General features: G+C 63.6%; 10 protein-coding genes. 1 reads left to right on the top strand and 9 read right to left on the bottom strand.

Going from position 1 to position 24,521, the window contains the following annotated elements; translation table 11 throughout:
- The first annotated feature begins 50 nt into the window (after positions 1 to 50).
- Entirely contained in the window at positions 51 to 1,979 is a 1,929-nt protein-coding gene (locus HPY44_01330) for an aconitate hydratase (protein ID NSW54629.1), read from the top strand.
- Positions 1,980 to 2,015: 36 nt separating this feature from the next.
- Here HPY44_01330 and uvrC read toward each other — a convergent pair whose 3' ends face one another.
- The 9 genes from uvrC to HPY44_01285 form a co-directional block, all read right to left on the bottom strand.
- Positions 2,016 to 3,986: an excinuclease ABC subunit UvrC gene (uvrC, locus tag HPY44_01325; GenBank protein ID NSW54628.1), complete on the bottom strand. Its 1,971-nt coding sequence runs from the start codon at positions 3,984 to 3,986 to the stop codon at positions 2,016 to 2,018.
- 41 nt (positions 3,987 to 4,027) lie between these two features.
- On the bottom strand, positions 4,028 to 6,013 hold the full coding sequence (gene uvrB / locus HPY44_01320) for an excinuclease ABC subunit UvrB (GenBank protein ID NSW54627.1): 1,986 nt from the start codon (positions 6,011 to 6,013) through the stop codon (positions 4,028 to 4,030).
- A 156-nt stretch (positions 6,014 to 6,169) separates the two neighbouring features.
- Positions 6,170 to 8,146 carry a hypothetical protein gene (locus HPY44_01315; GenBank protein ID NSW54626.1) on the bottom strand — a complete coding sequence of 659 codons (1,977 nt, stop codon included), beginning with the start codon at positions 8,144 to 8,146 and terminating at the stop codon, positions 6,170 to 6,172.
- A gap of 145 nt (positions 8,147 to 8,291) precedes the next feature.
- A complete protein-coding gene (locus HPY44_01310) occupies positions 8,292 to 9,371 on the bottom strand; it encodes a fibronectin type III domain-containing protein (GenBank protein ID NSW54625.1) in 1,080 nt (359 codons plus the stop codon).
- 76 nt (positions 9,372 to 9,447) lie between these two features.
- Positions 9,448 to 12,261: a hypothetical protein gene (locus HPY44_01305; protein NSW54624.1), complete on the bottom strand. Its 2,814-nt coding sequence runs from the start codon at positions 12,259 to 12,261 to the stop codon at positions 9,448 to 9,450.
- A 93-nt stretch (positions 12,262 to 12,354) separates the two neighbouring features.
- Positions 12,355 to 15,726, bottom strand: a complete 3,372-nt coding sequence (locus tag HPY44_01300) for a S8 family serine peptidase (GenBank protein NSW54623.1) — start codon at positions 15,724 to 15,726, stop codon at positions 12,355 to 12,357.
- A 91-nt stretch (positions 15,727 to 15,817) separates the two neighbouring features.
- Positions 15,818 to 16,981, bottom strand: a complete 1,164-nt coding sequence (locus tag HPY44_01295) for a hypothetical protein (protein NSW54622.1) — start codon at positions 16,979 to 16,981, stop codon at positions 15,818 to 15,820.
- 15 nt (positions 16,982 to 16,996) lie between these two features.
- Complete coding sequence (locus tag HPY44_01290) at positions 16,997 to 18,907, bottom strand: hypothetical protein (GenBank protein NSW54621.1); 1,911 nt, start codon at positions 18,905 to 18,907, stop codon at positions 16,997 to 16,999.
- A gap of 196 nt (positions 18,908 to 19,103) precedes the next feature.
- Positions 19,104 to 24,347 (bottom strand): carboxypeptidase regulatory-like domain-containing protein, encoded by a 5,244-nt coding sequence (locus tag HPY44_01285; protein ID NSW54620.1) that lies wholly within the window; start codon positions 24,345 to 24,347, stop codon positions 19,104 to 19,106.
- Positions 24,348 to 24,521 lie beyond the last annotated feature (174 nt).

Raw genomic sequence — 24,521 nt, 5'->3', positions numbered from 1 at the left:
TCCCGCCCGGAAAGGTCCGGGCAGTTGCTGTTCTTGAGGGAGGTCTCACCGTGAAGGGCACCGTTGTCGAGAAGATCCTGAGTCGCCACCTGGTCTCCGGGGAGTTGACTCCCGGCGCCGAAATCAGCATCCGCATCGCCCAGACCCTCACCCAGGATGCCACCGGCACCATGGCCTATCTGCAGTTTGAGGCCATGGGTGTGCCGCGGGTCAAGACCGAGCTTTCGGTCAGCTACGTCGACCACAATATGCTTCAGACCGGGTTCGAGAATGCGGACGACCACCTGTACCTGCGCACCGTTGCCGCAAAGCACGGCGTCTACTTCTCGCGTCCCGGAAATGGCATCTGCCACCAGGTGCACCTGGAGCGTTTCGGCGTGCCCGGGAAAACGCTGTTGGGCAGCGACAGCCACACTCCCACCGCTGGCGGCATCGGCATGATCGGCATCGGCGCAGGCGGGCTGGATGTGGCCTGCGCGATGGCTGGCGAACCCTTCTCGCTTACATGCCCGAAGGTCGTGCGGGTGGAGCTCAACGGTGCTCTCAGCCCGTGGGTCTCCGCGAAGGACGTGATCCTCGAACTGCTGCGGCGTCTTTCGGTCAAAGGTGGCGTGGGGCGGATATTCGAGTACGGTGGCCCAGGCGTCGGGACTCTGAGCGTTCCCGAACGCGCTACCATCACCAACATGGGCGCCGAACTGGGCGCCACCTCTTCCGTATTCCCGAGCGACGAGCTCACCCGCGACTTCCTCATTGCCCAGGAACGCGGGGACGCGTGGGAGGAGTTCGTTGCCGATGCGGACGCTGAGTACGATGAGATCGTCGAGATCGATCTCTCCGCGCTGGAGCCCATGATCGCCCGGCCGCACAGTCCGGACAATGTGGTTGCGGTGCGCGAAGTCGCCGGGACCCCGGTGGATCAGGTCTGCATCGGAAGCTGCACCAACTCGTCCCTGCGCGACATGCTCACCGTCGCGGCCGCCCTGCGCGGAAAGACACTGCCGCCCGAGGTCAGCCTGGCCATCTCCCCGGGCTCGCGGCAGGTGCTGGAGATGATGGCACGCAATGGCGCATTGGCAGACATTATTGGTGCGGGAGCGCGGATCCTGGAGAGCGCCTGCGGCCCGTGTATCGGAATGGGCTTGTCGCCGATGACAGATAGCGTCTCGGTACGGAGCTTCAACCGCAATTTCGAGGGACGCAGTGGAACCCTCAGCGCGCAGGTATTCCTGGCCAGCCCCGAGACCTGCGTGGCAGCGGCGCTGACTGGGAAGATCACCGACCCGCGCGAGCTTGGCGATGCCCCGGTGGTCAGCGTTCCGGAACGCTTCGATATCGACGATCGCATGATCGTCGCGCCGCCCGATGATGGCTCCGACGTCGAGGTCATCCGGGGCCCCAACATCCAGTTCGTTGACCCGCGCGGGCCGATCGAAGACACCATCCGATGCAAGGTGCTCCTGCGCCTGGGCGATAACGTGACCACCGACGACATCGCCCCCGCGGGTGCCAAGGTGCTGCCTTACCGGAGCAATATTCCGAAGATGGCCGAGTTCGCCTTCGCCAACGTCGCGCCGGATTTCGCCGAGAAGGCCCGTGAGGCCGGCGCCGGCGTGATCCTCGGCGGCGACAATTACGGCCAGGGCTCCAGCCGTGAGCACGCCGCGCTCGTACCCATGTACCTCGGCGTGAGGGCGGTCCTGGCCCGATCATTCGCCCGTATCCACAAAGCCAATCTCGTGAACTTCGGCATCGTACCGATGGTCATTGACGAAGAGACTTACGGAGCGCTCAGCGAGGGGGATGAAATCGAGTTGAGCGGCGTGGTGACCGGCCTGAGCAGCGGAACCGTGCAGGGCCGGAACCTCGCGACCGGCGCAGAGTTCACAGCGAGAGTGGAACTGACCTCGCGCGAGATCGAGGTCCTCAGGGCTGGCGGGATGCTGACCTACGTGAAGTCCCGCGCAGCCGGCGGGTAGCGAACCCAACAGCCCGTTCATCAGCGGGGAGCCTGCTCAGGTAGGCTCCCCATTCTGTTGTTCTTCCTCGATGTCGCCGGTCTCGGGCCCCTCGTACTCCTCTTCCTCCTCCCGCTCAGCCATGAGCTCCGGCCCTGCCGTCAGTGCGTCCAGCACTGCCTGCGCCGCTCGGTGGTCCATGCCCTTCACGGCCGCCAGTTGCTCCACGGATGCGTGTGCGATCTCCTGAACCGATGCAAAGGCTTGCAGTAGCGCCTTGCGGCGCTCCGGGCCAATCCCCGGGATTTGCTCCAGTGCCGAGCGGGTGATCTGGGCATCGCGCAGGCCCCGGTGGTGGGTGATGGCGAAACGGTGCGCCTCATCACGGATGCGCTGCAGCAGCAGATGTCCCTGCGGGTGATCGCGCATGTCCACGGGGAAGGAGCGGCCGGGAACGAACACTTCTTCTTCCTGCTTCGCAAGCCCGGCTACCGGAATGTGCTCGACGCCGGCCTTCCGAAGCACCTCCAGCGCCGTGCTGAGTTGTCCTTTGCCTCCATCCACGAGAATGAGGTCGGGCATCGGCAGGAAGTGCGGATCCTCTTGCAGTCCTCGGCTCAGCCGTCGCGCGAGCATCTCCGCCATCATCGCGTAGTCGTCAGGCTTGCCTTCGGTCTGGGTCATGCGGTAATGACGGTAACCGCGCTTGTCGGGAAGACCATCGGTGAAGACCACCTGGGAGCCTGTGGAATGACGCCCCTGTGTGGTGGAAATGTCGAAGCACTCAATCCGCGCGGGCGGTTCAGGAAGGCCGAGGGCTGCAGCGAGGTCATTGAGCGCCGCTTCCGATGCCTGCCTGCGCGCCTCGCGACTCTGCAGGTGCGCCCGCAGGCCGACCTCCGCGTTCTTCACCGCCAACTCCATCAGCCGCCGCTTCTCACCGCGCTGGGGCCGGTAGACGCGCACCTTTGAGCCGCGGGCCTCGCTGAGTAGCGCGGACCATTCCTCTTCGTCCTCTATATCTGCGCAGACCAATATCTCCGGGGGAATGTACGCCGCCCGGGCGTAGTGCTGGGTGAGAAAGGCTTCAACCACATCGGACAGGCTGCGGTCCTTCGCGTGAGCGAAGGGATACTGATCCTGCTTCACGAGGCGCCCGGCACGCACCTGCAGGAGGGCCACCAGCGCACTGTCCTCCTGCATCGCTGCGCCGATGACGTCCTGGTCGCGGTTCTCGTTTGCGACCATGAGCTGATCTTGTGTGACCCGGCCCACGGCTCTGATCCGATCACGCAGAATGGCTGCGCGTTCGAAATCCAGATTCGCCGACGCGTCGCGCATCTGGGCCTCCAGGTCGCGCACGATTTCCGCGGACTTGCCCTCCAGAAAGCGCACGGTCTGCTCAACGATGGCGCCGTACTGCTCGCGGGGGACGAACTCTTCGCCGCGGCATGGGCCCACGCACCGGCCTATGTGCAGATTCAGGCAGGGCTTGCCGTTGGGCGTGCCGTCCAGATTGCGACGGCAATCGCGCAAGCCGAACAGCTTTGGCACCATTTGCATGATGCGGCGCATCGCGGACGTGTCGGGGTACGGACCGAAGATGCGCCCGGACCCGGTGCCGTGGACCTCGTGGCGATGGGGGTCGTGGAAACGCCTTGCTCCCGCACGACCGGGCACACGGACCCGTGCATTAGCGGGCAGGTCGCGCAGAATCATGAGCCGCGGGTAGACCTCGTCGGTCAGCTTCAGATAAGGGTAGCTCTTGTCGTCCGCGAGGCGGATGTTGTAGCGCGGCTTGTGTTCCTTGATGAGATTGGCTTCGAGGATGAAGGCTTCCACCTCGGACGCCGTGACCGTGTAATCAATATCGTCCACGCGGGGGTACAGTTGCTGCGACCAGCCGTACGGAGTCGCGTTTTCCCGGAAGTGCTGCCGCAGACGCTTGCGCAGGCTGCGTGCCTTGCCCACATAGAGCACATTGCCCTCGGCGTCGCGCATGGTGTACGCGCCGGGCAGGTCCGGCACGCTCTTCAGCTTCTCCTCGACCTTCGGCGGGAGCGCCAGGGCTAATCCTCCTCCAGCAGACCGCGCAGTTCGCGGATCTCATCCCTCAGTTGCGCAGCGCGTTCGAACTCCAGGTTCGCGGCCGCCTCCTGCATCTCGCTCTCCAGCGCGGCGATAATCTCGGTCAGATCCTCCTCGCCCACTTCCTCCGCCGCCGCAGCGGGGATGAGACGCCGGGCAGCTTCGCGTGCATCCTCTTCGGAACGGATCGTGTCGCGGATGGCCTTCTGCACCGAACGCGGCGTGATTCCGTGCTCCTCGTTATAGGCGATCTGCTTCGCCCGGCGACGCTCGGCCTCATCCATCGCCGCCTGCATCGCTTCGGTGACTTGGTCAGCATACATGATGACCCGGCCCTCGAGATGCCGCGCAGCCCGGCCCATGGTCTGGATCAGAGCTGTCTCTGAGCGCAGGAACCCTTCACGGTCCGCGTCCATGATGGCCACCAGGGAAACCTCGGGCAGGTCCAGGCCCTCGCGCAGGAGATTGATGCCCACCAGAACATCGCACTCTCCAAGCCGTAGCGACCGCAGAATCTCGTGCCTGTCCAGGGTGTCAATCTGGCTATGCATGTACTGCGCACGGATACCCAGCTCCAGCAGGTAGTCCGTGAGGTCCTCCGCCATCCGGATGGTGAGCGTGGTCACAAGAACCCGCTGTCTCTTGCTGACACGTTTCTTGATCTCCGCCACCAGATCGTCGATCTGACCGTGCGTTGGGCGAACTTCCACGGGTGGATCAACAAGCCCGGTCGGGCGTACGATCAGCTCCACCACTCGCGACGCTTTCGATAGCTCGTACGGCCCCGGTGTTGCGGAGGCGAATATGACCTGATTTGTCCTTTCCTCCCACTCCTCAAAAGTGAGTGGCCGGTTATCGTAGGCCGATGGAAGCCGAAACCCGTGGTCTACCAGGCTGTCTTTGCGCGACCGGTCGCCGTGGAGCATGGCACGAATCTGCGGTATCGTCTGGTGCGACTCATCCACGACCATCAGGTAGTCATCGGGGAAGTAATCCAGCAGCGTATACGGAGCCTGTCCCGGCGCGCGTCCGTCGAAATGGCGTGAGTAGTTCTCGATGCCCTGGCAGTAGCCGATTTCCTTGATCATCTCCAGGTCATACCGGGTGCGCTGCTCCAGACGTTGCGCTTCCAGCACCCGGCCCCGGCTGTAGAAGTACTCGAGCCGCTCCTCCAGTTCGGCCTGGATGGACGCGATCGCCATTTCAGTGCGCTCGGCGCTGGCCACGTAGTGCGTGGCCGGGAAGACGATGGTCTTGTCTTTCTCCTCAAGAAGCTCACCTGTGAGGATATCTCGGGTGACGATGCGTTCGATCTCGTCGCCGAAAAGCTCCACGCGGGTCACGATATCCGCGTCCACCGGGTGAATCTCGATGACATCGCCCCGTACGCGGAACGTGCCTCGATCCAGGGCGATGTCGTTCCGCGAGAACTGCATCTTCACCAGTTGCTTCAGGATGTCATCGCGGCTCAGCGCCTGTCCGCGTGCCAAAGAGAGGGTGACTTCCTCATACTGCTCAGGCGAGCCCAGGCCGAAGATGCACGAGACGCTGGCGACCACCACCACGTCCCGACGTTGCATGACCGACTGTGTGGCGAAGTGGCGCAGCCGGTCAATCTCCTCATTGATTCGGGAGTCCTTCTCGATGTACGTGTCAGTCTGGGGCAAGTAGGCTTCGGGCTGGTAGAAGTCGTAGTAGCTGACGAAGTATGCCACCGCATTGTTGCCGAAGAAGTCGCGAAATTCGGCGCACAGTTGCCCGGCCAGCGTCTTGTTGTGCGCAATTACCAGGGTGGGCCGCTGGACCCTTTCAATCACGTTGGCGATGGTGAATGTCTTGCCTGAACCCGTGATTCCCAGCAGGACCTGGAACTTCTCCCCCGCAGCGATGCCCTCCGACAGGCTGTCAATGGCCTGCGGTTGATCGCCCGCGGGTACATACTCGGATGTGACGACGAAGTCAGGCACTCCAGGACCCCAAATGCCGCATCGCTCGCCGCCCGGACAGTCCAACGCCGCCCTGCGGAGCGCGAGACTCTGTGATGCAGGTAGTAGGATGAAGGTGGATATTATAGCACAGATGTTTGGCTGGTGGGTGCGCGTAACGGGGGCTGGCAGACGCGATTACAGACCGAAACTCCCAAACTCCAGGGACAGCCGGTCCTCTTTGAGCGAATACCGCAGGCCGATCTCGCGCGTACCGATGGCTCGGCCCAATTCGAACTCGAGGTCGTTGTAGTCTTCCTCACCATATCCGTAGTGGGTGCCGACGATTCCGAACCGCCACGCCGGTTTGAAGAACCAATCCCAGCCGATATACCCGTAGGTGTCCGATTCATTCACATCCCACGTGCCATTGAGGTACAGGTTCCACAGACAGTCGTGGGTCAGGTTGAAGTCCAGGCCGACCATGCTGTTGGCGCCCTTGCGGGTACTGTCGCCATTGTGGTAACTCAGTTGGTAGTTGAGCCCCAGCCATGCAGCCGAGCCGAACTGGTGGTTCAGGCGGAGCTGGGCGCGCGCGATGTTCTGCGAGAACTCCCCGGTGTCCCACGAGAAGGTGTCGCTAAAGGTCGGGCGGATGCGAGTGCGCGAACCGATTCTCCAGGGGTCCAGCTCAACGGAGGCGTATAGCTCGTTTTCCAGAACCCAGTCGTCATCCCGCTGTTTGTACAGGCGCCCTCCGACCGACGCCCCCAGACGGTAGCGCGAGTTCCCTGTGAGACGCTGAGGTTCAGTCAACCAGTCGCCAGTCACGCGGTAGGCCTTCTCGGCGGCCGCCGGGTCGTCATACTGGCCGCGGAGGTTGAAGCGATACTTGTCCGAGTAGTGATAGAGGCTGGCGTCCGCGAAAATGCTTTCATGGTCGGGCCACGCCACGTTGAAGAACGCTTGATCGCTCCCGAACACCGTGCGTTCATCGCGCCACTCCACGCCCCAGTCACTCGTGAATATCCCGCTCGCCTCGATACTCCCGCGAGTAGTGCAGGTCTGATACTCTTCTTCGACGGCGAGGCTCCAACCATCGCGGGCCATGAAGCTGGTGCCGGAGGCCCCGCGCTGGATCTTCACCGCTCCCGCCCAGTTGTCGCTCACCCGGTAGAAGAAGGGGAAGTCAACGGCGAGACCGCCATCAGTGCTCACGCCCACCACCTGGGTGTTGCTGGAGCCGCTGTAGCCGGGAAGCCCGATTACCCAGTACGGGGGGAAGCTGAACACCTTCTGGGTCTGCGCGTAGAAGGCCGCCTTCTTCACGACGACCTTTTGGTGCAGATGGTACTGGCAACTCTCGCAGATCATCCAGTTGACGCCCTCGCGGTCATCGCGCCGAAAGACATCGTCTGGCAGTTCCCACTCGGCAGTTTGGCCGGTCAGGCTGTAGCAGGAGAAGAAAGTACGCTCCACCCCGAGTTCTCCAAAACGCCGGATCACACCCCTCCCGGTGCCAATCTCATAGAAGAAATCTTCGCCCTCAAGTGTCTCTTCGCCCCGGCGGATCCGCACCGACCAGCCCCGCAACGTGTTCGCTTCAATGTCCAGCTCCAGGCCGTCTGCAGCGTCGAAGATCATGTTGCCTATTGTCGCACGCGCACCGTCGCGGGCCCTGATGGTGTTTAGATCCAGGCAGTAGCCGACCCACTTGCCGCGCACGTGAACCACGCGAGGCTGGGCTTTCGGGCTCTCGCCCTTGGGCAGGAACGTCAGAAGAGCGCGCTGGCGGGTGTCCTGCACCCGCACCGTGACAGTGGCGACCCCCGGTGTCTCGCTTGTGCAGTAGACCGTGGTATACCCGCCCTGTGTTGTGGCCGTGAGGGACTGCCTCCGGTCGGCATCGCCGGTTTCCACGAGACCGTTGTCCACGAAAACGAACACCGGCGTCCCATCTGGGAGAGGTTGCTCGTTGCGGTCGCGCACCTCAATGAGGATGCGTGAGCGGCTCTTGCCGTCTGCGGGGAGGGTGACAGGGTTAGGGCTGAGAGTGATGCGGACGGTCCCCTGGCGGATGTCCTGGGCAGCAGATTGGCCGGAGATCAGCCATGTAAGCAAGCCGCACAGGATCACCGAGATCCGGACCAATTTAGCGTCAGGGTGGGTTGCCATTCGCTGATCACTGAATGAGGTGGCGGGCCAAATGCTGAACCGGAGAGGGCGCGATGTATGCTGCGTTTCTTGGGCAAGCCGCCCCCTGCCGGTTCAGCAGAGGGCGGCCAGTTTCGCGGGAGTTACGCGGCGCGAGCCGCCCTGCTCACAGAGAGATCCCCTGGAACATTACCCACTCGGAGACCTTCTGGTTCGTGTAAATGACGCGCATCCGGTATGAATAGGAGTTCCCTGTGCTCACGCCGAAGTCAGGGTATTCGGTGGCGGTGCGGCTTACATCGGCACTGGAGCCGCCGGAACCGAAGAAGGACCATTCACCATTGTTTACTCGGCGCTGAATCTGATAGCGCAGCACGGTGAATGAGGTGCCCGTGGGCTCTTGCCAGCGCAGCCGGATCGTGTCCGTCCCCTCGACCTGCAGCGGAAGGACGGTGGGAGGCACGGCGTCGGGACTGGGCCCGGCAGCGTCGTCGCCGCCAGACTCGCTCACCAGGTAGGCCAGGAGACCGACCGCGGCCAGATAGGCCAGGATCTTGGTGCCATTACTCTTCTTGGCCGCCTTGGGGGTGGGCTTGGCGACTTCGCTGATAGTGGCGCCGCTCAGCACCCGGGCTACGCGGTATGCGGCCTCGTCGAGGGCCTCTCGTGCAAGAGGGCGGTCGCTGCCCTGGTAACCGGGGAGCTTGCGGCTCGTGCCTACCACGCCGAATGCCTGGGCAACCTGCGGTTTGGCAACGGGGTCGCCCGCTTCCTCGTCGTAGTTGGGCTTCACGTCATAGGCCTGGCCCGAGATGATGACCTCGACGGCTCGGGGCTGCTGGGTGCTGCGGTAAGACTGGATACTCGCAAGCACCACAGTGTCCACATTCAGCGCGTGGCCAATAGCGACCGCGTCTCGCGGACTGGACGGCCCAAGCTCCAGCTGCGTGGGCAGCACTCGACCTTCCGCAGCGGCCCTTCGCACGAGGGGGGACGTGCGCGAGAACTCAGTGCACTCAAGCTGCGGCAACTGGTCTATGGCCATCTGCAGAGAGTCGGTGGCAACCTTCCTGAGTTCGGGCAGGCCGCTTGCGCTCTCATCGGAGACGGCAAACAGTAGCACAGTGCGATTGTGTCCCTGTGCAGCGGCCGTGCCGGCGCACAGCGGGGTGAGGCCCAGCACCATGGTTGCCAGCAGGGCGTAGCTAATGTGGCGCCCCCACCAGCTGGTTCGAATAGAGGTCATTACACCCTTTCCCCCTTGCTAATGTGTGCATGCGCTTCTGTGTTAGTATGTTGTTGGTGCTGCGTTCATTCCCCGCCTAGCGTGAGAGCTGGAAGGAACGTACAACACTGTGCTGCTCGCCACTCTCTGGCGATCGCGCGGTGACCGAGAACAGGTACCGACCTGACGGCACCTTGGCTCCGTGCTCATTGCGCCCGTCCCAGGCCAGAGTGTTGACACCCGCTGTCGAGGGCCTGCTCGTGGCGACCCGGCGTACAACGACGCCCGAAATGTTGCGCACTTCAATGTCAACATCGGCGTCCGAGCTCAACGTGTATGCGAAAGACACGCCGCCGGATGATGCCGCGGCCGATGCCGACTGTACCAGGGTATTCCTCGCCGTCATCGGCTGGACCACGATCCTGAACTGACGGGTTCCCCCGCCTGCTCCTGTGCGGTACTGGTAACTGGTTGTGGTGCGCATGTAACGGCGCTGACCGGTTACAGGATCCTCAAAGTACGCCGCGAACTGCGCCGGCAAGTTGCTGAGGTCGGGCCAGGTGATAGTCACTGGTTGATCGGCGGCATTGGTTGTGACAGTCAGGTCCCATGTCTGCCGGTCGCTTCCCGCGCTCCGGATGTCCTCCATGAAGCCTGCCCCGGTCTGTGGGTCCGCGAACTGAGCGGTGAGAACCACCCCGTCGGGAAGCGCAGCCGGCGGGGCCACGACGTCTGACTGGTCGACGCCATCGCTGGCGTCGGCGGCCATGCCGATGGATCGGGTGCGCACGCGCCCGGCTGCGGCGACCGAGATATTCACCTTCCAGTCTCCCGGTGCCCTCGTAACCGTGGTTTCATTCACTGACTGGGTATAGAGGGCTTCGGGGCCGAACAGAAGTGTGATGTCCTCGTAGGCGTACAGCCAGTAACCCATGAAAGGTGTCATCGTTACGTCGGCGAGTTCAGTTTCCCACTCATACTCATTGTCTTCCGCGTCATATGAGTAGAGCGTACCCATAACCAGGCGCCGGGCCACAGCCTCCTGCATAGACCACTCCGAGCCGCTGCTATCAATGACCCGAACGCCGGCGAGGTTGGTCATCAACGCGTATGGCGAGCCTATCTGGTTCCACCCGGCCGGGAGGTTCACCGAGTACTCCCAATCGGTGTTCACTTCCTGGAGATCATCCGGGAAGAACACCGTCTTACGGTTCAGGTTGAGGAACCAGTAACCCAGGCCTGGGATGATGTTGCTCACCGATGCGTGAGGGAACCATCGGTAGAGCTGTTCCTCGGGGCTCCATCGAGCCAGACCATTGGGCCCACCCACATGCATCGAGCCAAGGTCCTGGAAGACGTGCTCCACGCTGGTGTCAGTGAACTCATAGGGGATCGAGATCATCTCGATGCCCCTGAGGGATGTCATCGGCGTGAGCGCGGGGATAACCGGAATGGTCACGTCGCACTCGACCGTCTTGCCGTTCGGACCGGTGAACTTCACAGTCCCCACACCGGGTCTTGCCACCGATGCCCGCACTGTCCACGACACGCGCTTCAGCTCGTTCCGCGCCACGGTGCCCAAGGACTTGCTCAACGACTGCGTGGACGGATCCAGCTCGAAGCCGTCAGGCAGACTGATGCGAACACTCGCATCGACCAGGGGTGCGGTGCTGAAATTGTCGGCATAGGCATAGACCGTAAATGGGCTGTTTCCATCGGCGTCCGTCAAATAGTAGCGTTCCACCGCCGCTGTGCTGGGGTCGTCGCCGGCCTGCACCGACAGGCGGCTAGGGCAGTAGGCTGCGAGTGCGTACGGCGCTTCGTAGTCGACAGAGGCGGCCCCCAGGCCGTAGTAGGTCACGTACCGGCGGGAGCGGCCAGCGGCCAGATCACGCTCGTCCCATCGCGCAGCGTATGCCCAGTCCTCGCCCTCAAGACTCAAGGCTTCGTTCGGGATGAAGTCCCACTGGGCGTCGTTGCCCAGACTACGGTAAAGGCCAAAGGAGATCTGGTCGGGCATGCCCGCGGCGGAATTCGCCGTACCGGGGCTGAAGACATCGCTGCTCGCCAGCGTACCGCGCACCTTGACGGTCGGATCATCAATCCGGTCGAAGGCTGTCCAGACAGCGGGCACGACCGTTGTGTTTGCATCCGGGATGGTGCGTTCGGTCACGATCCGCTCGCCAGTGGGAAGCACGATTACGCCGCCGTCGCGGTCCCATTGGCCGAAGGAGGCGTCGATGAGGGTGCGAAGGCCAACGGTGTGCGCCTCACCGGAGTTGTTGCGAACAATGTACTCGAGACGCACCGCGTCGTGGATCAGGGTCCAACGGTGCTCAATTACCAGAAACTCCGTCGCGGCATTGGGGTCGTCATCATCCAGCGGGATGCGCGCGACGCCGTAGATGTCTCGCGTACTGGCTTGAGGGGGCACGGGCCAGTAGTTGGCAGCCGCACCTTCGCGGTCGTCTTCGGCGGCCCCGAGAGCGTGAATGTCGTAGTACTCTCCGTCCACCGCGATGGTTACCTTCGACGTGAACCGGTCATAGGAAGGAAGGTCGGTCGCCGGACCGGCAATCCCCGCCTCGATCTTGCTGGCGATCGCTCGGCTCTCGTCTCCTGTGCGCGTCGGATCGCCTCCGGTGGGGGTACGCGAGCCAGTCAGCAGACGGAATCGACCGCCGGGGCGCTGCCACTGGTAATACCGCGGCACGTTGTTGGTCACGCGGACCGTGCTGAAGGTAGTCGCGTCCTCGACCTGGATTGTCATGAGGCCACCGGGGTGGGTGACCTCCACGACGTTCCTCTGTGCAGCGACCGGGGACGCCACCACGATGGTCAACAGCAACAGGCCCAGACCGAAACAGGCACGCCCCGTCAAAGTGGCGAGTGCGCCGTGACTTTGGTGCACGAGTGGGTCAGCTCCTCTCGCCGGCCGCCGCAGGCGTGTCGTGACGATATCGCTTGTCGTTCTGGATCGTCGGTAATCCATAGAGCCTCAGTCTCAGCGTGTCACCTGGAAGGTGCGGACCGCGTTCACGGCCTGACCGTCTTCGGTGCGAGCGGTGAGCCGGACCATGTAGCGGCCCGGCGGCACGCGGGAGCCCTGGATGTTCCGGCCATTCCAGGTCAGGGTCTGGACTGCGCCGGCAGTCGCGGGCCGAGAACCAAGGCGGTTGATGGTCCGCCCCGCGATATTGAGTATCTCGGCCTCGACGTCCGCGGCGACATTCACCGTGTACGCCAGGGTCACCGTTCCCCCGGGCGCCTGCTGCGCCTGCACATTGCTCATGGTCAACACACGATCGGCACTTGGCGTTGCCGTGATCTCGAAGCGACGACTGCTGTTCGCGGACGAGGACCTGTACGTGTAACCGGTGACCGTCCGCATGAACACATCACGTCCGGCATCGAGGTCGGTGAGGACCAAGGTCACCCCGGCCGGGACCTGGGCGTTGATCTCGGGCCAGCTCAGCGTCACGTCGGTGTCGGCCTGGGCACACTCCACCGTGACGTCCCAGACTTGTGAAGTCCCCACCGCGCCGCGCACGTCCTTCACGTACTGGCCCGCAGCGGTCCCCCATTCGTGCCTGGCCATGAAGACCCGGACCGGGCTCGACACGGCTGGCGGCTCGGGCACGTCGGTGCCGGCATCGTACCCGTCAGTCGCAGCGGTGGAGACACCGATGTAATTCGTCGGATCCTGGCCCCCCGCCGCGGATGCGCCGAACTTCAGCACCCAGTTATCAACAGAGGGCGTCGGCTTTTCCGCCTTGGGCGCCTTCGATGCGCCGGTGATCACGCCATTGTAGAGCCGGAGCGTGGTGTCCTTCAGAACATGCAGCCAGTAGCCCTGGAAGGGCGCTACCGAACCCGAGAGGGGATCGGCGGGGAAGTCGTAGTAATAGGAAGCGCCAGCCTTCTTCAGAGCAAACAGGATGCCCTCCGTTACCCCCGAGTCGATGGCTTCGCGCAGGTCCTGGCGCACGCCGTTCGTGATGAACTCCACTCCGCCCCAGGTGACTGCGTCTGGGAACGGACACCCGATCATGTTCCACCCTCGCGGGGGCGTCGAACCGACGGACAGCTTCACGTCATAGCTCACCTGATCGGCCAGGCTCCGGCCAGAGACATTCAGGATGGCGGAGGTCGGTATGCTCAGGAAGTACCCGAGGCCGGCAGGCGGGTCAGACACGACGTACGGCGGTTCCAGTGCATCCAGAGGCTCGAAGCTGGCGAACTGGTCCTCGATTTGGGCAGGGCCACCCCACCAGTGGTACTTGTCGCCGACAGTCGCGTCGGTGGGAACCCACCGGACGACGATGACCTGGTCGGGAGGAAGTCCGAAAATGGCACTCGGCGTCTTCGTGTTTGGCGCGAGGTCCGCGAAGGGGAGAGAGATCATGTGCAGCCCCGCGTCCACCTGGGGCGGCGAGACGCGGAAACTGCTCACGGCCTGCTCGGCGACGTTCCCTTGAAAATCCTGACAGTCGAGGGTGATCCGATGGCTACTGCGGCTAAGCGGCGCGTGAGAGGGCGGCCCAACCCTGTATGTCAAGAGTCCTGTGGCCGCATCAAACACGATGTCGGAGGGGTTGATTATCTCGCCGTCGACTGTGAGCACGATGGTCGCAGGCTTGACGCCGCTACCGACGTCGCTCAGAAACGCGGTTATGACGGGCTCAGTAGTGCTGATCGTTTCCCCGCTGCGCGGGTAGGTGATCTGACACACCGGTTTCGCCACGTCAGTTCCGACGCGCAGATTCAGGCGGCCCTCACCGTAGGTGTTATTAGGGAGCGGCTCTGCCGGGGGCAGAGGTGGCGGAACGTCTACCGCGAGTCGAAGGATCGCGTCGCGCAACTCTATCTTGGACCGTGTGGTGTCCTCGCTCCACAGCAGTGCAAGCGCTCCTGCTACATGAGCAGCGGCGAAGGACGTGCCGAACGCGTTGGGGGCGATGAACTCGCCTCCCGCACTGATCGGCGTTGCTCCGACCGCGGCAAGGCTTGTGCGGCAGGCGTCAGGCGCGACCATATTGGGCTTCATCGCGCCAGTCACCGTGGGGCCTCGCGAACTGAAGGGCTCGATGTTATCCAGCGCGACAGCAGTCAGGTTGTAAGGGGCCGGGTCAATTGTTGTTCCGCGCACGGCGCCTACCGTGAAGGCTCCCGTTGCTTCTGCGGGAACGGGCAGGCTTCCCTCGGCAACCTGGAGGGTATCCGGTGAGATGTCCACGTCGGGGATGAAGAGCTGGAATGTGTCCGTGATGCTCTCGTCGATGGACACCGCTCTTATCTGCAGGTTGTAGGTTCCGGCCACCACTGTAGCATGCAGGCGCTCGCGCGGGTGGTCATCACCATTTTGAGTGATCGATGACTGCGCCACGACGTTTCCCTGGCCGTCCACGAGAACGAGATCATAGTCCTGGCTGGTCTTCGTGCCTGCAGTCTGATACCAGCTCAGGTAGGCGTCGAAGGTCCCGCTGTTGAGGGCCAACGATATCCCCTCGACGTTCTTATCGTACTCGTGTATCCCGTCGCCATCGTCGTCGGTATACTCACCCGACCAGTGGCGGCGAGCGAGGTTCCCGGCGGCCTGCACCCATAGCAGACCACTCGCGTCCGCACTGTTCACCGCGCGTGACAGAGGATGGGTGCCGTCGAACGGCCCCTCGACCACGACAAGACCTGACACGGCGATCTCAACACCGCGTCCTGCCACGAAATCAGCAGCGGCCTCAATCGACAGGGGAGTGTCCACCGCGACCAGCAGCAGGTTCGCGCCAGGGGCCATGTCGGCGACCGTCTCAGCCATCGCGGTGCCGTGATTGCTCGCAGTCGTCGATTGGTCGCTTCGAAGCGAGACCAGTTCGTAGCCCGCAGGTATCTCGGCCGCGGCGATACCGTTGAAGCCGATGTCGATGATCGCGATGGTTGCAGGTGCTCCGGAGAAGCCCGACATCTGCATGGCCGATGCGTTGGTGAACTGGACTGCCTCGCTTACCACGGCGCCGAAGCCTTGACAGGTGATGGGACGCGCCGGCTCACTGACTTGAGCCACCTGTGGCAGCGCCGCCAGAGCAAGAAGGTTGCGCGCAGGCACCAGGCACTGCGCTCGGCAGTCACGCCGGTATTCAACGATCGCGCCCAGAGCCGAGAGGTCGGTGCACGCCGCATCCTGTGGCGATCGGAAGGTCACCTCCACCTGTTGCAGGGCACTACCTGCGGACGTGAGTGCCCGCAGAGGCCCGGCCAGGTCATCCCACCCGGCAGGCGCCGCTGATGCGAACGCCGACGTGGCGATGAGCCCCGCCAGAATGATGAGGCTGGCCACAGGGGAGCGATGAGCACTGCGTTCCTGGCCGAAACGTCTCACCTTTGTTGCCTCCTTCTGGCAGTCCGACGCGCCAGTTCCGCGGACCCTCAGCGCTTTTCGCACCGAGGTCTCCCGGCCGTCCTGCGTAGCGTCAGGCTGTCGGTCCCAAGCCGGGCACCAAACGGCCGCAGTACTGGACATAGAACTCAATCAACCGATCGTAGCCAGTGCGCTTTGCAAGGGAACTCCACGATCCCAGGTCTGCGTGGCCGCATCCCAGCGCTCCGGGCAGGTATACCGTTATCCCACACGGGTGGCCCCTGCTATCCGCCCCTGCGGGCCCAAGCACGACGTGCTGGACTGCTGCCTGTTCCGCTGCCGTCGCGAGAGCCTGTCCTCGGTCGAAGAGGATCGTTCCCGGCTGCTCATTCCCGACTGTCCTGGCTAGTCTTGCGAGTTCGACCATTTCCCGGCGTTCCAGCATTGCCGAGGTGCTCGCGCGAAGTCGCAGCAGGCTCGCAGCACAGGTTTCAGGGCTTCGCTCTGCTGCCTCGCAGAAGCTCTGCAGCGCATCGACAACGCTCTCGAACCTTCCCGGCTGTACCCAGAGCAGAGTCCAGGAGCGCATCCATCTCTGTTCCGCGCCACGCGAAAGGTCCTCTGACAGCGAAGTATTACGATCCCCGGAAGCCGCAGCAATGACGGCCAGCGCCGTCGACGGCCACGGAAGCCCAGGACTCGGCACTTCGCCCGGGGCGACGAGGACAAAGTCGGCCACGTCGCGCAATGCGTAGATCGAATCCGCCGATGCACTGAAGCAAGTCTCAAGGACCACGACCGTCGTAGTGTCCGGCTCGCTGCCGAGATGCCCGCGCAAGCACTCTGCCAACTGGTCCGGCGTTATCCCCGGGTCGTCATCGGCGTGCAGCAACCGAAACGGGGCCGTTCCTGCGCCTGCCGCTGCGGGGGCTCCGTGTCCCAGGAGGCACACCAGACGGTTGTACCCCTGCGTTCTCGGCCGAACCCACTCGAGGAAATCAGACAGTCCTCGCTCAGACGAGATTGGAGCCTGCGGCGCACCGCCGGGGAACCGCGTCACCCGGCCGTTTTCCCGAGACCAGATTCCGCCACCCGCACCGCTGACAGCCACGTGTACCGGATTCGCTCCCGGCAGACGCAGCATGCCCCCAGCGTGCTCAACGGCGTCTGCGCCAAGGTCCCCTCGTCCATCCAGGTACGCCACCAGGGCCCAATCCCGGGCGCAGACCGGGCAGCATGCCATCAACACCAGAAAGAAAAGGAGCGCGTACGGCATTGCGGCCCTCACAGACTACTTCGGGCGGGTCGGCATCTCGCCAAATATCCCGCCGCGGTCGGTGGGACGCGGCTTGCCGCCGTCAACAGAGCTCGACGGCCCGGAAGGCGGAAGGACCGCTGTCGTGAACCGGAAGGGCTCGCTCAGCAGCCAGCCCGTGAAGCCGTTGCTGCGTACCCGGGCGGGAGTCTCCCCACTGCGGCGAGCAGCCACGAACCAGTAGTACTCGGTGGCCCCTTGAAGGTCCATGTTGAGCACCCAGTTCATCGTCGTGGTCGAGCCGGTGGAGTTGAGGACGGGGCTCTCCTTCACTGCGGTGCCCGTCGCCTGCGGGTTGGTGAAGATCAGGACCTTGTACTGATCGGCCCCAACCGATGGGGTCCACCGGAATGTGGTCCGCCCACTGCGCGGGTCAACGGTCTGGTTGCCGTTCGATGGCGTCTCCAGCTGAGGCGGATAGAAGAAGGTGATGGGCCCGGCAGGGCTGCTCGCGTCGCCCAGCGACTGAGGCGGATCGATCTCGAAATCAACGTCTTCCAGCTCATCCGCAGCCTGTGTGGTATCGGCGATCGGGATCTCGACGAACCCGGGGTCGACGATACGTCGCAGCTTGTAGAAGTAGGTCTGCCCAGCGGTCAGCGGAAGGTGGTTGTAGGTGATGCTGACGTCCCCATCCTCCTCGTCGCCGGCCCTATCGAAATACTGGAAGGTCAACTCGAACTCGAGGCCGGCCTGGAAACTGGGGTCGTCCTCGAAATTCGATAGCTTCGAACCGGGCACCGCGGCAACCAGGAAGTTGCGATCATCCACCAGGGGCGGGAATCCGGCCCAGCTGCCCCGGTACACGAGCCATGCATGGGTCTTTGCCGACCCGGGGAATGTCCCTGCATTGGCCTCAACCCGAATGCGGGGCTCGGCGCCCGGCGCGGATTGGCTCAGGAACGCGGTGACTCCGGGAGCGCTCTGGTTGTCATCCCCGGTCGCGACGGCGTAGATGCCCAGACCAAGGCCGAGGGCAATGAGCACCCGGCTCATCTGTTTCGTCTTGGCCTGGCGGGCTTGCATAGCAACCCGCTCGGAGGGACGATACATCACGTATACCTTGTCGGCCGTGCGAGGCAGGCTGCCACTCACACTGCGGCAGACGCAGTCATTCACCTCGACCCGACTGACCTCGATCACGCCGATCTTTTGCAGAACGACTTTCTCAATGCCGGCATTCCACACGCCACGCACTACCAGCAGTTGCATGCCGACTTCGATACCGTCGCGGGCACCGAGGTTCACGATGATGGCGCCGGAATTGTCAACCATATCCACATTACCGCGTGGTGTGCGCGTGGTCTGGATCTTGCGGACGCACTCCTCCGCAGCCGAGCGCAGGGCCTCGTTCATGGCACTGGCTTCGTCGCCCGTCCAGCCGGGGATCGGGCGCGTGGTATAGTCGGCAGTCGCGCCTTCCAGGAACTCCTGGGTGGCAATGTCCAGGAGGGTGAGGGTCAAGCGAACACGACACTGCCCATTCTTCTGGATGGACAGTGCGTCCACAGAACCGGACGCGACTTTCTCCACACGGAGTCGTTCCCCAAGACGGACCATCTGCTCGGTGGATACCGAATGACGGCCGGTCTCGGATCGCAGAATGCCGAGGGATTCCATCTCGCGACGGGTGTCTGCGCGCGTGGTGACCACGTACTCCTGGGAGTCATCGAGCGCCAGAGCCACAGCGTCAGTGGCCTTATCGGAGATCAGCAGGCTAGGGTTCCCGGAGCGGTTCGCGAAAGGCACAACCGCAACGGAAATGGCCTGGCTGATCTTCTGGGCATGCGCTGCGGGAGTGTCAGTGAACCCGAGGGCCAGCACCAGCAGTAGGGTGAGGACAGGAGCTACGGGGCCGGTTACGATGCAATGGTGCAATCGCCTCATGACGGTCGGTTCCCTCCCAGGCGTGTTCCGCTTATAGCCGGGGCAACGGCCCCGCAGTATAGCACACAAGTTTTCGCTTTGTAAACTCTGCGCAGGGGCCGCCGAAGCGCTCGGAAGCCCCTGTGAAAGCCTCGATCCCCGACCGTTACCGGGGCTGGCGGCCGCAGGCCGCCGACCAGCCGGTCGGGCTGAGCTGCTAGCGCACGACACTGAAGGCCTGAACCGCGTTGGCCTGTCGCCCATCGTCGGTGCGGGCGGTGATTCGAACAAGGTACCGTCCTCGCGGAACACGAGTACCAGCTTCGCTCACACCGGTCCACAACGCTGTATTCGCGCCCGCCGCCTGGCTCTCGCCTGCCAAGACCCGCTTCACCAGCCGACCGGCTACGTTCAGAATTTCAACGTCCACGTCTGCAGCGCTCGAGAGGGTGTAGGCGATTTGGCTTACACCACCGCGGGCTTGCTGAGCCGAAACTCCGCTGACTGTCAGCGGGGCCCCGGTTGCCGGGCCTACGGTGATCTCGAACTCGCGCGGCGCGTCGCCAGCAACGAAAGTGTAGCTGGGAGCAGTCCGCATGTACACGCTCTTCCCCGTGGCGAGATCGGTCAGTACAGGGCGGACCTCGGCGGGCACCGCACTCAAGTCCGGCCAGCGGAGTGTCACGCTGGAACCCGTCTGGCTCGTCGCGACCTTCATGGTCCAGCGGCTATCTTCGGCCTGTGCCGACCGCACGTCCACGGCATAGGAGCCCCCGGTGGCACCGACGAAGCTTGTGTAGACATACGGGCCCAGATCAGCCGCAGGCGGTTTGCTCATGTCGAGCCCGGCATCGTGCCCGGCGGAGGCAGATGCCGCCTGCCCGAACAGCGCAGAGCGGTCCTGCAGGCCATCCACGTAGGTTTCGATGGACGCCAACCAACCGTCCTCGGGCTGGCGGATGGCAGCCTTTGTCGCCGCGGTCTCGGCTGACAGCGCCCCCGCGGACTCGCTAACAATCAGTGTGACCGGTTTGTTGGCCTTGATCCAAGCCCCCACCCACGGGTTCAGTATCGCCGTGGTCTGGTAGCCGCCGAGTACGTAAGCGAACATGCCGCCGTCCACGGAGCCCTCGGTCAGGGCGGCCTGCATGGTGACGGTCACCCCGGCCTGATCACGCACCATCACGGTATACAGGTCGATGAGTCGCGTCGACGGGTCACCGATGATGTTCCACCCCGTCTCCAACGGAATCTCCGTCGGGTCCGGCGCAGGAGTTCCGGGCGTGGTAACATCCGTCGCGCTATCCAGGCGCAGCCAGTAACCCGTACCCAGGCGGAACTGGTCCGCAGGGGCGAGCGGGTAGATCCGATAGCGCTGTCGTGAGGCCTCCCAGGCAGCAAACTTCAGGTCGCCGGGAGCCACATTGAGGAGAGTCGCCGCGTCGATGCCCTCGTAGTCGTAGGGAGCGCTGACCAATTGCAGGCCCCGCGGGAAGACGTAGAGGCTGTTGAGAGTGAAGTTCACGTTCGGGACAAGCGCGCCACTGGCGACCGTGACCGTGCGCTCAGTGGGGCTTGCGGTGAAGCCAACCGGCGACGGCCTGACCACAACTTCGCCGGTCGGAACATCCTGATCGAAGATGTAGTTGTACTCCGGGTCGTCGCCCGCCGGATCAACGAAAGCGGCCAGCGTGCGGGTAGTAGCAACAACCACGTCGTTCACCAGCAGGCTGACAAGGATGTTGCCTACGGGAGCCCCACTTGTGGCCGAGACGATCTTCCCGGACAGGGCGCGCGCACCAGCCTCGGCGGTCAGGCGCACGGTGACCTCCGACGTGGTGATGGACTGGACCAGGGCCGGTTCGCCATCGGCCTGTCCGTAACCGGCGGCTGCCACACGCAGCAGGTAATTCCCCGGCTGCAGACTGAAGGTGGCCACCCCGGTGGCGTCGGTAGTGCCGGTCTGCACCCGCACGCCCGCCTGGGTGCGCACCTGGACGCTGGCGTTGGCGATGGGTGTGTCGTCCGCATCGTCAACCACGGTAACCTCGAGAGTGCCGTCGGCTGCAGGCAGTTCGAAGTCCTGCGTGGTGGTGTTTCCAGCAGTGATCAGGATCTCCGCCCAGTCGTCGCCGTAACCGATCCCTGTCCCGTCAGCACGGATGTAGTACCGGCCGGGAGGAAGGTCCTCGATCTTGTAGGTTCCGTCCACGCCGGTCTTGATCGTCTTGACCTTGCCGTTTATGGTCACCGGCTGCAGGGCATCCCAGTCTGGCTCGTCGCCCTTCGTCTGGGTGGTTCCTGCCGTGCCGCCCTCATCTTCATCTTCCTCAACCGGGATCTCGTAGACGGTCACATCCACGAGAGCCAGTGTCTCGTCATTGGCCTCGGAGGTCACGGTGCCGGTCACGACGCCGGGCCGGGCCCGCGTGATCGCGAAGTCAACGATGAACGGCTCCCACCCACCGTGGACCACATAGCCGTCATAGTGGTCTATGTCGTAGCCCGGACGGGTGGCTTCCATGCTGTAGAAGCCCGGAGGAATGCCCGAGATAACCCACGTTCCGTCGTCCTGGCAGCGCACCGCGTAGTCCGGCGCGGTGGTGCGATCGCCGGGGTTGTGGTTGCCCCGCCACAGCAGCACGATTGGGTTCGGATCGGTAATCGGCTTGCTTCCTGCTACATCCACGACCTTGCCTTGGAAGCTGCCGGTGCGCATCCAACAGAAGGCATTGTGAAACAGCGTCGCCCGATGGTTCTTGCAGTGCGCTGGCAGATTGGACGGAGTGTGGTAGCCGCGGTGGATGGACTCGAAGCCAAAGGACAGGAAGACAAGCCTGCCGCCGCTAATCGGGTCCTGGTATCTCAGGCCGGCCGTAGGCCCCTCCGCGCCACCGTAACCGTAGAGCTTGACCGCGTCCGGACCCGCCTGGATTACGTCCGGTCGCCAGGAGTATGGATGAGCATCATGAGAGGTAGGCGTCTGATCGCCCCAGTTTGACGGCGTGGTCAGACTGTCGGGCATGTCATCCGAGTCGTAGACGGCGGGTTGCGCCAGTGAGTGGTAATGGGACCAGGGGCCGGCCGACGTGCCTGCCCACGGGTCGAAGGTCACCGGGTCACTGCTACTGCCGACCACCGCCCAGTCCAGGTCAACGCGCTGCGACCGACTGCGGTTGGCACCCACCGGCGTATAGTACATCCAGTAGTTGCCCAGATAGGTATCGCTCACGAAAGTTGCTTTGAGCGTGTTGGTTAGGAAGTCGTTAGCAACCGTTCCGTTGAGGGTCAGCGCCCAGGCAATGTCGCTGCCGGAAACGAACAGGCGGCCGCTTCGCTCCAGGAACAGGTCCAAGTCCGCCTGGGTCCCCGCATCGATGAGGGATCCGTCGGCGACCCACAGGTTGCCCGCGTGGGGGCAGGCCCAGAAAATGCCGCGTTCGGCAACAGGCACGGTCCGTGTGGGAGCGGCGTTGGGCGCTCGCTGGGGATCGGCGGCCTCCACCGGATCAAGCTGCTGCTCAACCGTGGGCAGGTAGTACTGATATACGCCCTGAGGAATGGGGCCGCGACAGATGATGCGCCAGATGGAGTACTCCTCATCCACTCCCCAACCGGCAGCGTAGGTCTTGATGGTATCCTTCGTGACGCTGTAGGCCTCGGTCGTCGACTGGTTCGTCGCATTCGGGGAGTAGCCAGGATTGAAGGTGTAGAAGCTCTCGGTGTACCACTGGGAGCCTGCGTCATTATTGAAGCCCATCTCCCAGATGAACTTCTGGCCTTCGCAGTAGTCGTTGACGAAAAGGATATTCCCCTTGGGGCTGAACACCAGGCTCGTGAAACCGTAGATGCTGTCGTAGTTCTGGCCGTTCGCAGCTGCGCTGGCGTCAATGGCGAGGACATCGATCACGAAATCGCTGGCCAGACTGGCGGGGATACTCCACACGCCGCTGAAGACCCCATCGCCGGCGGTGAGGTCTCCGTTGGCCGGGTCGCCGTCGTCGAACAACTCCACGCTGGCGATCGGGTAGTAGTCATACTCCAGATACTGGTATCCCTCGAAGCCGCTGTCCCAGCTCTGGCTGCCCGACCAGTAGTCAATCACCCATTGCTTCAGGTCCGGGTCCTTGATGGTCACGAAGACCCGGCCCACTCCGCTTCCGGCATCGTAGACCGGCACGTGGAAGTAGACATCGTCGCCCGGCGAGAACTGGCGGATGCGCGTCATGTTGTCGGTGCCGCGGTTCACCCAGGGCAGGTCCCGCAGGATGGGGGCTTCGGTATCCGTGGAGAACGTGGCCCAGATGTCCGGCTCTGCGCCGACCCCGTCATTGCGCTTGGATTCGTAGACGATCCGAACCGGCTGGCGCTCCAGAGCCGCCGTCCAGGTGGGGTTCGTGTCGTCGGTGGTGTCCGCAACGTTGGTGTTGGAGATGAGAACCGCTTCGGGGCCACTGAGCTCGCCGATGGCGAACATAGACCAGATATTCCAGTCAGGCAGCGTGTCGCCTTCGGAAAGACGGTTGCTGGCGAAGGCGATGCGCTGGCCGTCCCAACTCCATGCCGGTTCCTTGTCGCTGGAGATGCCGCCGGCTGAGATGGTTTCGACGTCCCCGGTCTCCGCGTCCACCCAGTTGATGGTGCTGAGCGTGCCAGACTTGGCCGTGTACAGGATGGCATTCCCCGCAGGGCTGAGCGGATTGCCCACCGGGTTCCAGGCAGGATCAGTGTCGTCGTTGTTGGAGGTGGTGAGCTGCTGCTGGGGCAGGGAGCCGTTGGCCGGCATCTTATAGATGTCCCAGTTCGCAGCGCTGTCGATCCAGCACTGGTAGGCGATCCAGTTGCCGTCAGGGTTGAAGGTCGGGTGCATCTTCCGTCCGGGCTGCTTGTCCGTGAGACACTGCACGACCCCGGTTACGAGCTGGACCGTGTAGATCTCCCAGCGCCCGGTCTGGTTGCCGGCGAACGCAATGACATTGGACCCGGGGTGATAGGCGGGCTCGATCTGGTCGCCCGGCAGATTGGTGACGCGGAACTGCTCCGACCCATCCGGACGCATGATCCAGATGTCGTAGTTCGCATCAGCAGGAAGCGTGTCGTCGATGCGCCCGTCGGCATCCTCATCTACGCCGTTGGAGGCGAAGGCCACCCGGTTCAGGTTGTTGTTGGGAACGCCGGCAGGCTGAAGTTCCTGGCTGCCGGTGGCATTGAGGGTGAGGTTGACGTCCGGGTTGGGCCCGCCGGTCTGAGCGGTGCTAATGGCCCGGGGCAGGGGCGGAAGCGTGTGCCCGATGTACCGGTGGTGGCTCACGCGACCGAAATCGTCGTAGTGGGCAGTCGACGCTCCACCCACGGGAGGGAACGGTGCGGCTGCGGCCTCATAGGCCCCAGCCAAAGCGGCGAAGACGGCCAGCGCTATCAAAAGTCCGATGCCCGAGGACAGGGCGTGGCCCTTGCGCAACACGATCACTCCCTATGACACCTACTGCGGTGACGACCTGACGCGCGTGCCTGCTGCTGCGACGGTGCCTGCAGTCGCTCCCCGGCCCCCATTGTCCGACTGCTACCCCGGGCGAGGGCGCGCCCTACACGCAAACGAGCGCGTACACGTTGTCACGCTTACGCGCGCCCCGGT

This window comes from Armatimonadota bacterium (genome assembly GCA_013314775.1).
Lineage (GTDB): Bacteria > Armatimonadota > Zipacnadia > Zipacnadales > JABUFB01 > JABUFB01.
This window is presented reverse-complemented; position numbering and strand designations above follow the sequence as displayed.